This is a genomic window from Cytobacillus purgationiresistens (genome assembly GCF_030813235.1).
GTDB classification, from domain to species: domain Bacteria; phylum Bacillota; class Bacilli; order Bacillales; family Cytobacillaceae; genus Cytobacillus; species Cytobacillus purgationiresistens.
Map to the genome: position 1 here is coordinate 73,790 of NZ_JAUSUB010000011.1, position 11,760 is coordinate 85,549.

Annotated in this window: 11 protein-coding genes; all 11 read left to right on the forward strand. The window is 36.1% G+C overall.

Annotated features, from left to right (window positions below; translation table 11 throughout):
* Positions 1 to 3 precede the first annotated feature (3 nt).
* The 11 genes from J2S17_RS13700 to J2S17_RS13750 all read left to right on the forward strand — a co-directional run bounded on the left by J2S17_RS13700 (position 4) and on the right by J2S17_RS13750 (position 11,709).
* Positions 4 to 1,083, forward strand: coding sequence for an EpsG family protein (locus J2S17_RS13700; RefSeq protein ID WP_307475739.1), 1,080 nt, complete (start codon positions 4 to 6; stop codon positions 1,081 to 1,083).
* 11 nt (positions 1,084 to 1,094) lie between these two features.
* The gene (locus J2S17_RS13705) at positions 1,095 to 2,228 is read left to right on the forward strand and encodes a glycosyltransferase family 1 protein (RefSeq protein WP_307475741.1); all 1,134 of its coding nucleotides are present in this window, start codon (positions 1,095 to 1,097) and stop codon (positions 2,226 to 2,228) included.
* Positions 2,229 to 2,254: 26 nt separating this feature from the next.
* The gene (locus J2S17_RS13710) at positions 2,255 to 3,454 is read left to right on the forward strand and encodes a glycosyltransferase (protein WP_307475742.1); all 1,200 of its coding nucleotides are present in this window, start codon (positions 2,255 to 2,257) and stop codon (positions 3,452 to 3,454) included.
* 19 nt (positions 3,455 to 3,473) lie between these two features.
* Positions 3,474 to 4,556, forward strand: a complete 1,083-nt coding sequence (gene galE, locus J2S17_RS13715) for a UDP-glucose 4-epimerase GalE (protein ID WP_307475744.1) — start codon at positions 3,474 to 3,476, stop codon at positions 4,554 to 4,556.
* A 277-nt stretch (positions 4,557 to 4,833) separates the two neighbouring features.
* Entirely contained in the window at positions 4,834 to 5,448 is a 615-nt protein-coding gene (locus tag J2S17_RS13720; RefSeq protein WP_307475746.1) for a sugar transferase, read from the forward strand.
* A gap of 17 nt (positions 5,449 to 5,465) precedes the next feature.
* Complete coding sequence (locus J2S17_RS13725) at positions 5,466 to 6,284, forward strand: methionyl-tRNA formyltransferase (protein ID WP_307475748.1); 819 nt, start codon at positions 5,466 to 5,468, stop codon at positions 6,282 to 6,284.
* 54 nt (positions 6,285 to 6,338) lie between these two features.
* Positions 6,339 to 7,484: a DegT/DnrJ/EryC1/StrS family aminotransferase gene (locus tag J2S17_RS13730; RefSeq protein ID WP_307475750.1), complete on the forward strand. Its 1,146-nt coding sequence runs from the start codon at positions 6,339 to 6,341 to the stop codon at positions 7,482 to 7,484.
* 32 nt (positions 7,485 to 7,516) lie between these two features.
* Positions 7,517 to 7,867 (forward strand): XRE family transcriptional regulator, encoded by a 351-nt coding sequence (locus J2S17_RS13735; protein WP_307475752.1) that lies wholly within the window; start codon positions 7,517 to 7,519, stop codon positions 7,865 to 7,867.
* A gap of 40 nt (positions 7,868 to 7,907) precedes the next feature.
* Positions 7,908 to 8,900, forward strand: coding sequence for a polysaccharide pyruvyl transferase family protein (locus J2S17_RS13740; protein WP_307475754.1), 993 nt, complete (start codon positions 7,908 to 7,910; stop codon positions 8,898 to 8,900).
* Positions 8,893 to 10,155 (forward strand): peptidase, encoded by a 1,263-nt coding sequence (locus J2S17_RS13745; RefSeq protein ID WP_307475757.1) that lies wholly within the window; start codon positions 8,893 to 8,895, stop codon positions 10,153 to 10,155. The genes J2S17_RS13740 and J2S17_RS13745 overlap by 8 nt, the downstream gene beginning before the upstream one ends.
* 9 nt (positions 10,156 to 10,164) lie before the next feature.
* A complete protein-coding gene (locus J2S17_RS13750; protein ID WP_307475759.1) occupies positions 10,165 to 11,709 on the forward strand; it encodes a lipopolysaccharide biosynthesis protein in 1,545 nt (514 codons plus the stop codon).
* The last annotated feature ends 51 nt before the right edge of the window (positions 11,710 to 11,760 follow it).

Here is an 11,760-nt window from a genome sequence, read left to right on the forward strand (position 1 = left end):
GACATGACATTTTTATGGATCAACCTTTCTCTCGTTTTTGTTCTTTCTTTTTTTGCAAGATACTTTGCGCGGCCTGTCGCTTCTGCTGGGATATATGCTCCGGTGAAGCCCAATCAGCTGCTCGTTTTGGGTGTCATGTGCTCATTAGTAGCTGTTTCAGGCTTGAGAATTAATATTGGTGATACTTATTTTTATCGGCACGCTTATGAAAACAATGAAATCACATGGTCTTACATCTCTTCACAAAAAGATATTGGTTTTAGCATTTTACAAATGCTGCTCAAAAATCTGTCTGAAGATCCGCAGATATTAATCTTTACAACGGCATTGATTACGAATGTCCTGATTGTCTATGTGTTAAGCAAGTATTCCAGAATGTTTGAATTAAGCATCTATGTATACATTACTGGAGGATTATTTCTCGTTTCCATGAATGGCATTAGGCAAATGCTAGCCGCTGCAATAATATTTACCGCGACAAGATTTCTCATCAATGGCAACTGGCTCATGTATATATTTATTGTTTTGTTAGCTTCTTTATTTCATCAAAGTGCATTAATCCTCATTCCAATCTATTTTTTAGTTCGGTATAAGGCATGGTCGAAGGCAACTTATCTATTATTAGCTTGTTCAGTTATTATTGTCATCGGTTACGATCAATTTTCAAACATTTTATTTGCAGCGATGGAAAATACACAATATAGCGGTTATTCAAGCTTTCAAGAAGGCGGGGCAAACACGTTAAGAGTGGCGGTAAATGCAGTTCCGCTGATGATTGCTTTCCTAGGCAGACACAAGTTAAGAGAAATCTATCCTAGCAGCGATTACATCGTGAATATGGTGTTGGTCGGCTTTATCTTTATGGTCATCTCCACACAAAATTGGATATTTGCAAGAGTATCCATTTATTTCACCTTGTATCAGCTTATCTTAATTTCATGGATTATTGTCCTATTTCGAACAAAGGAGCAAAGATTCATTTATTATGCCTTACTGATTTGCTACCTTGCCTATTATTTTTATGAAAATGTGATTAGTTTGAATACGATTTATAAAAGTAATATATTAAATCAGCTCTTATAAAAAGGAAGGAAATGATAATGGAACCACAAGTGCCTAAAAGAGTTCTCCATGTTGTCAGTTCCATGGGCAGAGGTGGGGCTGAAACCCTCATCATGAATGTATATAGAAATATGGATCGCTCCTTATGTCAATTTGATTTTATTACTCATAGCAGCGGTGTGGGAGATTATGATGAAGAGATTAGAAATCTAGGAGGGAGAATCTATCAGATTCAAAGTTTAGGTGAAATCGGCCCTTTCCGTTATGTGAAAGACTTGAAGAGAATGATGAGTAACGGCGAATATACCGCCGTCCATGCACACACAGACTATCAATCAGGTTTTCCTGCTCTTGCTGCTAAGCTTTCCGGCATACAAACAAGAATATGCCACTCCCATAGCAGCAGCTGGCTGAAAAGTGGGAAAAGAGAAGAACTTGCGTTAAAGGTTTTGAAAAGTCTCATTAGATTATCTGCCACAAAATACTGTAGCTGCAGCGAAGAAGCTGCTGCTTTTTTATTTGGTAAAAAGCGAAAAAAAGAGGTTCAAATTCTCCATAACAGCATTGAAGTTAATGAGTATGTGAATACGGATAGCAATCTTAAAATGATGATGCATCAAACATTAAATATACCTGATCATGCCAAAATCATCGGACATGTTGGCCGATTTTCCGACTCAAAAAACCAGCAATTCATCCTCAATGTATTAAAGAGTTTACTAGTAGAAGGGCCTGATTATTATGCCGTTTTCGTTGGTGATGGCCCTTTGAGACAAAGAATAGAAAGTAAAGCTGAAGAACTTGGGGTTGGGGAGAATGTAAAGTTTCTAGGAATCAGGACAGATATTCCTCAATTAATGAATGGGTTTGACATATTTATATTTCCGTCATTATTTGAAGGATTTGGTATCGTCCTGTTAGAAGCGCAATGCGCAGGCGTACCATGCATTGCGGCAGACTCTGTACCAAAGAGTACCGACATGGGGTTGGGCCTGACAAAATATTTAAGTCTTCATAGCAGTATAGAGCAGTGGTGTAAAGAAATAAAGTCATCGCTATCTGTCTCAAAACCAAGCAAAGATGAGATTCGGCAGCAGTTTACAAATAAGGGGTTTCATATAGAGAATGTGCTGCAGGATTGGATGCAACTATATGATGTCGGCTGATTTTTTTTATGAAGGGTCAGATATAAATGAAGAAAAAGATATTAATATCCTCCTTTGACCTGGCTATTGGCGGTGTTGAAAGGAGTCTGGTTGGGTTGTTAAATCAACTGGATTACAGCAAATATGATGTGGATATCATGCTATTTAAACATGAGGGAGAATTTCTAGATTTGCTGCCATCATCTCCTAAGCTCTTAAATGAAGTGCCTCAATACGCGACGTTCAGAAAATCAATTGGAGAGATTGTAAGAGACGGCTATTATCAAATTGGCTTATCAAGACTGGCGGCGAGATCATTTAGTTCCTTCTATGGAAGAATGAAAAATATACCTGAACCAGGTTATCTAACGATTCAATACGGCTGGGAGATGACATGTAAGTTCCTCCCTGAATTGTCACAGGAATATGATGTCGCAATTGGTTTTCTCTGGCCGCATCATTTTATTGGACAAAAGGTGAAGGCGAAGAAAAGAATTGGGTGGATTCATACGGACTATTCCAATATCACCTTAAATCCGCGCATAGAAATAAATATGTGGAGGAAACTGGATCATATTGTTGCAGTCTCAGAAGAGTGCATGGATCAGTTTTTAGGATTGTATCCTGCCTTTGATGAAAAAACAGAGGTCATCGAAAATATATTATCGCCAGCATTTATTCATGAGCAAGCAAAGATAGAATCTCCGAAAGAAGTAAATCCCGCCACAGAAAAAACCATTATAGTCACTGTCGGTCGCCTTTCCCACGCAAAAGGGTTGGATTATGCTATCCATGCTTGTGTGGATCTAATTAATCGGGGCTATCTCATCGAGTGGTATGTCATTGGGTATGGACAACTGGAATCGGAGTTAATCCTATTGATAGAAGAGCTCCAGCTGGAAAAGCACTTTTTCTTGCTTGGGAAAAAAGTGAATCCATACCCATATATACAGGTATGTGATATTTATGTGCAGCCTTCAAGGTATGAAGGAAAGGCAGTCACGGTGAGAGAAGCGCAAATTCTTGGAAAGCCAGTGGTTATCACCGATTACCCAACAGCTAAAAGCCAAGCTAAAGATGGGGTAGATGCTTTAATTGCTCCGCTTAACGCGCAAGGAATAGCAGAAAAGATAAAATGCCTCATCGACAACAAAACACTGCGTGATCAATTAATCGAAAATACAAAAAGCAAAAATTACGGAAATGAAGATGAAATTGAAAAACTATATAAGCTGATCGAATCTTGAATGATAGGAGACAGATAAAATGGCCATATTGATCACTGGTGGGGCCGGTTATATTGGCAGTCATGCATGTGTGGAATTTCTCAATAATGGATATGAAATTATTGTTGTCGATAGTTTTATCAACAGTAAGTCAGAAGCATTAAATCGGGTGAAGGAATTGACAGGAAAGAACTTTAAAGTATATGAAGTGGATCTATGTAATACGAACGCACTTGAAATGGTCTTTGCTGAGAATGATATCGAGGCGGTTATCCACTTCGCTGGCTTAAAAGCAGTTGGCGAATCAGTAAAAGTGCCACTGTATTATTATCAAAATAATATTATTGGAACAGTGATTCTTACCCATATGATGCAAAAATATGACGTGAAGAAGCTTGTCTTTAGCTCTTCTGCAACAGTATATGGTCCAACTGATCAAATGCCGATTCGCGAAGATGCACCATTGCAGGCAATGAATCCTTATGGGAGAACGAAATGGATGATTGAAGAAATCCTCGGTGATCTATATCACTCGGATCCAAGCTGGAGCATAGCAATATTAAGGTATTTTAATCCGATTGGTGCGCATGAAAGCGGCAGAATTGGCGAAGATCCCAATGGCGTTCCCAATAATCTTATGCCATATATTTCTCAAGTAGCGATTGGCAAGCTAAAAGAATTAAGTGTGTATGGGAATCATTATCCAACGCATGATGGGACCGGTGTGAGAGATTATATTCACGTGGTGGATTTAGTCCAAGGGCATGTGAAAGCACTGGAAAAAATTCAGGTCACTGAAGGAATTAAGTTATATAACTTAGGGACAGGAAGAGGCTATAGCGTTTTAGAAGTCATTCATGCATTTGAAAAGGCCACCAATATTCATATCCCTTATAAAATTACAGAACAGAGACCTGGTGATACTGCATTGTGCTACGCCAACCCAGACAAAGCGAAAGAGGAACTCGGTTGGACAGCTGAAAAAAAACTTGAAGAGATGTGTGAGGATGCATGGAGATGGCAGCAGCTTAATCCGGATGGGTATCAGCCTATTTCAAATGAGCAAGTCCAAGAAAAATCCTCTTTTACATTTATAAATGGGGACTTTTTTATGCATAAATGACCATGAAAGAAGGATAAAGAGTGATTAAGTCTAAGAAAATATCAGAACAAGATTTTAAAGAACTGATGGAAGAGATTCACGTCTGTGTGAATAAAACGCAAGCTATATCTACAATAGAAGTGATTAGTGAAATAAAAATGAAGCTAAATAGTTTAATAAATAAGAAGTAGTTTAAGAAGGTTTTGAAACTTTCTAATGTACTTATTATTGTCCAAACGCTTGGTGGTTCTAAATATCGAACCCCCCTTGCACTTCAATTAAGGGAGAGTCAAAAAGAGTGAAAAGATGTGTAGACATTGTATCTTCACTAATCATATTAGTGATCTTAAGTCCGTTTATCTTTCTCATTGCCTGGTTAGTGAGAATAAAACTAGGAAGCCCTATTTTCTTTAAACAACCACGGCCAGGATTATATACTGTTCCTTTCAATCTTTATAAATTTAGAACAATGACAGATGAAAGAGACAGAAAAGGCGACTTGCTGGCAGATGAGCATAGGCTAACCTCTTTTGGCAGAATCTTACGGAAATATAGTATTGATGAACTTCCACAGTTCATCAATGTTTTAAAGGGCGACCTAAGTTTAGTTGGTCCTAGACCGCTATTAATGCAATATTTACCGCTATATACGTTTGAACAGGCGGCACGTCATAATGTGAAGCCAGGTATCACCGGCTGGGCGCAAATCAATGGGCGTAACGCAATTAGCTGGGAAGAAAAGTTTGCACTCGATGTTTGGTATGTAAATAATCAAACCATTTTACTGGATTTGAAAATCTTGGCTATTACGATGAAAAAGGTTATCCAGTCAGAAGGAATTAACCAATCAGGAAATACGACAGTAGAAAACTTTAAGGGTAGCCAACCTATATCTAAAAAGATGGAAGGCTAAGGACAGGAGGGCTATACGTGAATAATACCAAACAATCTTTAAAAATAGTTTTGCTCGGAAGGAAGCACTGGTCTGCAAAGGCGTTAGAGTATTTGATTGACAGAGGCCATGAAGTCGTAGCGGTTGTGGGAAGACAGGTGAATGATGAACTAGATTCCAGTAAAGGCTCCCTTGTTGAGACGGCTACTCAACTCGGTATCTTAACTCCCACTTCAGAAGAGTTGTATTCTTGGTTTGACGATTCTATGAATAGCCCTATTGCTATAGACGAGGTAGACTTAGTCATTTCCTATCTTTTTTGGCAAAAGGTAAAAGAACCACTTTTATCAGCTCCTAGATTAGGCGCTATAAATTTCCATCCTGCTCCTCTTCCTGAATATCAAGGATTGGGGGGATATAATGCAGCTATATTAAACGGTTGTACTGAATATGGAGTAACCGCTCATCTAATGGATGAGGGAATTGATTCAGGAGATATTATTAAATTAAATAGGTTTAATATTGATGAGGATTTAGAAACTGCTCTTTCTTTAGAATTGAAAAGCCAAATTCATATGTTAGATCTTTTTAAAGAGACTGTTGAATTAATCGAAATGAATCAACATAGGGAGAACTTAATTAAAAATATAAAATCAAACGGTATTTATATTGATCGTGAAATGTTTGAAAGCATGAAGATTACAGATGAAAATGATTCCAGTGAGGAAATTTCGAGACGGATTCGTGCATTTTGGTATCCACCATACGAAGGAGCAAAGGTTAAGGTTGGCGAGCAATACTATACATTAACAGATCAGAAAATTCTTTCTGATTTATCAAAGCTAATTCATTCTTAAGAAATGAACAATTTGGTGATGGCATAATTGAAAATATAAAAGAGGGTGTATGCAATGAGTAAAATCTATCTCTCACCTCCCCACTTAACAGGTAAAGAAAACACATACATCCAAGAAGCAATCGAAAAAAACTGGATTGCTCCCCTTGGTCATAATGTTGATGGGTTTGAAGAGGAAATAGCCAAATATACAGGAGTCAGTGGAGCCGCAGCCGTTAATTCAGGGACTGCAGCGATCCATCTGGCTCTTTCCTTATTAAATGTAAAAGCCGGTGATATCGTTTTTTGCTCCACATTTACGTTTGTGGCCAGTGCGAACCCAATATTATACTTAGGTGCAGAGCCAGTATTCATTGATTCAGAGCCAGATACATGGAATATGTCCCCTTCAGCCTTAGTAAGGGCGTTTCAACAGGCGGAAAGAGAAGGGATTCTGCCAAAAGCAGTCATTGTTGTTCACTTATATGGACAGATGGCTAAGATGGATGAAATCTTGGAGATTTGTAATCAATACAATGTCCCGATCATCGAGGATGCTGCAGAGTCGTTGGGTTCCACATATAAAGGCAAGCAGAGCGGCACCTTTGGAAAATACGGTACTTTCTCTTTTAATGGAAACAAAATTATCACAACCTCAGGTGGTGGCATGCTCATTTCAGATGATGTGACCGCAATTGAGAAAGCCCGCTTTTTAGCATCTCAGGCACGTGATCCAGCAAGACATTATCAGCATAGCGAAGTTGGCTATAACTATCGATTAAGCAATATTCTAGCTGGAATGGGAAGAGCACAGCTGCAAGAATTGGATGAAAAAATTCGCTTAAAACGGTCAATCTTCTCCCGCTATAAGGATGAATTATCGTTTATCCCAGGTATTCAGTTTATGCCTGATCTTGAATATACAATATCTAACCGCTGGCTTTCTGTGATGACAGTGAATGAAAAAGCAACAGGCCTATCGATATCTGACATGATAATGGCTCTTGAGAAAGAAAATATTGAGGCGCGCGCAGTATGGAAGCCATTGCATTTGCAGCCCTTATTCAAGGGGAAAAGATACTATTCTCATCAGGAAGAAATCAATGTTTCTGAAGCGATATTCACATCAGGCATATGTCTTCCATCAGGTACGGCATTAACAATTGAAGAGCAATACAGGGTAATCAATTCCATCAAAAACTTAGTGAAAGTCAGGGTGTAAAATGTGGTCAATATGAAAAAGAGGTTAGATGGATGATCGGAAGCAATATATCAAAACTCAGAAAGCGAAAAGGAATGACATTGACCGAGCTTGCCGAGCGTGCAGGAGTGGCAAAATCTTATTTAAGTAATCTAGAGAGAAACCTACACCAAAATCCTTCTATTAATGTCATAGAAAAAATCGCTATGGTCTTAGGTGTCGAGGTGAAATTTCTCATTAAAACTGATAAAAGCGGATCTGGTGAACAACAGTTAGAAGACGAATGGCTGGAATTAATAAATGAGATGAAGGTGTCAGGGATTGATAAGGAACAAATAGAAGAGTATAGGACTTTAATTAAATTTATTAAGTGGCAGAAAGAGAATAGTGGTAAAAATGAGTAACAGTTAAGTGATAGCTCAGCCCAATATAAGGAGAGATCATATGGAAAATATGTTGTTAATGGATACGTCTGTAGGTTCCTTAAACAAAGGAGACGACATCATAATGAAATGTGTACGAAATCAGTTAAAAGAAATTACAAAGGACTCCTATTTACTGACATTACCAACGCATGTGTCTCCTTTTCATTGGTATCAGACTGCTCGAAAATCAAATAGGGTGAAGATTTATAGTAATGCCAAATATAAATTTGTAGGTGGATCAAATTTATTAACTATGGATATGCTTACACATTTTCCTCAATGGAACATTAATATATTTAACTATGGTCCTATTAAAGGAAGTATTTTAGTAGGAGTAGGAGCGGGTAAAGGCGATGTAATAAAAGGCTACACAAAATATCTTTATAAGAGAGTGCTTTCCCACGATTACTATCATAGTGTAAGAGATGAAAGAACAAAGAAAATTTTAGAAGGCATTGGTTTCAAGGCAATAAATACAGGTTGTGCAACAATGTGGTCGCTAACCACAGAGTTTTGCTTGCAGATTCCTGTTGATAAAGCAGAAGCTGTTGTATTTACATTAACACATCATTCTAAGGATCAAGAAAAGGATCAGTTATTAATAGATACACTAAATTCAAGTTATAAAAAAGTATATTTTTGGATTCAAGATGCAGATGATTTAAATTATTTGAGAACATTTGACCATATCAAAAAAATAGAAATCATCCCTCCAACATTGGAGGATTATGAAAGCGTCCTTAAAACGGATGTTGATTACATTGGAACGAGACTACATGGAGGAATATACGCTATGAGGCAGAAAAAGAGATCGATAATTATAGGCATAGATGAAAGAGCTTTTGGTATGAATGAAACATATAACCTTAATATGATTGAACGGAATGAACTCAGTAAATTGGAAGAAATGATTCATTCAAAAATAGTTACGAATGTCCAAGTTGATTTCCATGCAGTGAAACAATGGCTGAATCAATTCAAGAGACAAAATGACGGGGTGTACAATGAATAATATCTCACTGAATCAGATCGTAATTAATGATAATCAGGTTGATTATTTTTTTAATACAAGCGAAAAAATTAAAAAATACGTCTGTAGAGAGCATTTGTTTTTTGAATTTAATGATGATTTAACGGAAGTGCCGGAAAGTATTTTAGCCATTCCTTTTGTGGCAAATCTAGCGCCGCTCGCATGGATAACAAATTCAACTATTTTAGTCGATCAGTTAGATCAATCATTCTTCCAATGTTTAAAGTATATAAAGAAGGCATATCAAAATATGTATCCTAATGTTCCATTTAACGGAGAAATAATCGCAAAAAACATTGTGGAAAATACGTATGAAGTTGAGCATGAGGCAGCGCAATTATTTAGTGGAGGACTTGATGCGCTTTCAACTTATGTAAGAATTAAGAATACCAAACCAATCTTAATTACTGAGTATGCTTGGCATATTGATAAAGTTGAAAAAAGCGGTGTTTGGGAAGGCGATAAGTCTCATGTAATGGATTTTTCCGCAAAACAAGGATTAAAAAATGTCTTGATACAATCAAACTATGGCACTTTTCTTAATGCCTCAGTAATTGATAAAGACTTCCAAAAGAAATTGGGGGATTCATGGTGGCATGGATTGCATCATGGATTAGCTATTATTACTGCTGCTATCCCAATTGCATATAAATTAAAGGTGAAATGCATTTATATTGCGAGCTCTTTTTTTGAAGGTTATAAAGCTAAATGTGCATCAGACCCTACTGTTGATAATGAGATAAAGTTTGCTTCAGGTGAGGTTTTTCACCATGGCTACGATATGAACAGACAGGAAAAGGTGAAAGTGATAGTGAATGATTCGAAAAATTATAATAGTAAAGTTAACCTCAGAGTATGTTTTAGAAATGAAGAGAATTGCTGTGAGTGTGAAAAATGTGTAAGAACGATGGTTGGTATTTTGGCGGAGGGCCAACTTCCTAATGATTATGGTTTTAAAATACAGAGGAATTTATCCACCCATATAAAAGAATTCCTAGAGCTCAATGTAAAGTTCTTTAACAAAGATAAGATAATGCAATGGGAATTGGCAAAAATGAGAATGGAAGAAAACCAAAAAAATATAATATCTAAAGATTTATTGGCATGGTTTTTAATTTACGATTTTACACTTGAAAGAAAGAAGGCACTTCTAACATATAGGTTGACTAATTTCATTCCTATCATAAAAAGAAGAATGAATGAGAAAATCAACAAATTTCTTATACAAAATGGTTAGGGCAAAAAGATGAGGCTGAAAAATTCAATAAATAATATGATCTATGGATTAACTGGACAAATAATTAGCATTGTCATGAGTTTTATTGTCAGGACGGTTTTTATATATACTCTGGGTATCGAGTATTTAGGAGTAGAAGGTCTCTTTAGTAGTATCTTGTTGATGTTATCTTTGGCTAATCTAGGTTTTGATACAGCGATGATATATAGTATGTACAAGCCACTTGCCGATAAGGATAAGTACAAAATTCAGGCGCTTATGAATTTATACAAAAAAGCATATAGGCTCATAGGTTTTGTAGTTTTTATTATTGGTTTAGCAATAGTGCCAATACTGCCTAACTTAATGAATGGGACTACGTCAGTTGAACATATTAATATAATTTATATGCTTTTTTTACTGAATTCTGCGTCATCCTATTATTTTGTCTATAAGCAGTCCATCATTATAGCCGATCAGAAAAATTATATTATCTCAAAAGTGCATACCAAGTTTGTCATTATTTCAAATGTCATACAAGTCATACTTTTGATTTCAACGAGAAATTATATTGTTGTTTTGATCATACAAATACTATTCAGAATCATAGAGAATATATATTTGGCTAAAAAGGCTAATGATTTATATCCCTTTCTTAAAGTTAAAAACAAGGCTAAGTTAACAAATGAAGAAAAAAAGGATTTCTTTGAGAACTTATACTCACTTCTACTTTATAAAATAAGTGGAGTTGTCATAAACGGGACGGATAATATCATCATCGCAGCATTTTTAGGAATAGCGATAGTGGGGATTTATTCTAATTATTTGTTGATTTTAATGACATTATCTACCTTATTAAGCTATATTTTTTATTCAGTTACAGCCAGTGTAGGAAATCTTCATGTCACAGAATCAACTGAAAAGAAATATTTCATTTTCAGAGTTATTCACTTCTTGAATTTTTGGACATATGGTTTTTGCGTTATTTGTTTATGGAATTTACTCAACCCATTTATAACTTTATGGCTGGGGGAGGCATATGTATTCGATAAGTTAATCGTATTATGTATTCTATTTAATTTCTTAACTGCTGGCATGCAGAATGCTTCAACAATTTATCGAGAAACAACGGGTTTGTTTAAAAAGGGCAAGTATAGACCAATCATTGCTGCAGTAATAAATATTGTAGCTTCCCTCTTGCTGGTAAATAACCTAGGGCTAGCAGGAGTATTTCTAGGTACAGTTTTTAGCAGGCTATGTACGTATTTTTGGTTTGATCCATATGTTATTTTTAAATATCTATTTCAAAGATCTGTTCAATCATACTTCAAAAATTATATTTTTTATTTTTTACTAATTATTGCTATAGCGTATCTTACAGATTTGCTAGGTAGTTATATTCTTGTTCATAATCCTATGCTTAACTTTATTTTTCGAGGGATTCTATGCTTAATTGTCCCTAATCTTGTGTTTTTTATTTTATTTAGAAGGTCAGAAGAACTAAAATATGTATTAAATTTAATGAAGAAAATGATTCCTATAAATGTAAACAGGAGAAAAGGATTAAGCTCTTAGGAGAATAGGTTGGATTTACTGAGAGAAAAAGAAGCCTTACCTTAAAAGCTA

Coding starts and splice junctions, on each gene's coding strand:
- J2S17_RS13750 (WP_307475759.1), top strand. CDS start 10,165: ATGAGGCTGAAAAATTCAATAAATAATATGATCTATGGATTAACTGGA.
- J2S17_RS13730 (WP_307475750.1), top strand. CDS start 6,339: ATGAGTAAAATCTATCTCTCACCTCCCCACTTAACAGGTAAAGAAAAC.
- J2S17_RS13700 (WP_307475739.1), top strand. CDS start 4: ATGACATTTTTATGGATCAACCTTTCTCTCGTTTTTGTTCTTTCTTTT.
- J2S17_RS13705 (WP_307475741.1), top strand. CDS start 1,095: ATGATAATGGAACCACAAGTGCCTAAAAGAGTTCTCCATGTTGTCAGT.
- J2S17_RS13735 (WP_307475752.1), top strand. CDS start 7,517: ATGATCGGAAGCAATATATCAAAACTCAGAAAGCGAAAAGGAATGACA.
- galE (WP_307475744.1), top strand. CDS start 3,474: ATGGCCATATTGATCACTGGTGGGGCCGGTTATATTGGCAGTCATGCA.
- J2S17_RS13710 (WP_307475742.1), top strand. CDS start 2,255: ATGAAGAAAAAGATATTAATATCCTCCTTTGACCTGGCTATTGGCGGT.
- J2S17_RS13740 (WP_307475754.1), top strand. CDS start 7,908: ATGGAAAATATGTTGTTAATGGATACGTCTGTAGGTTCCTTAAACAAA.
- J2S17_RS13745 (WP_307475757.1), top strand. CDS start 8,893: ATGAATAATATCTCACTGAATCAGATCGTAATTAATGATAATCAGGTT.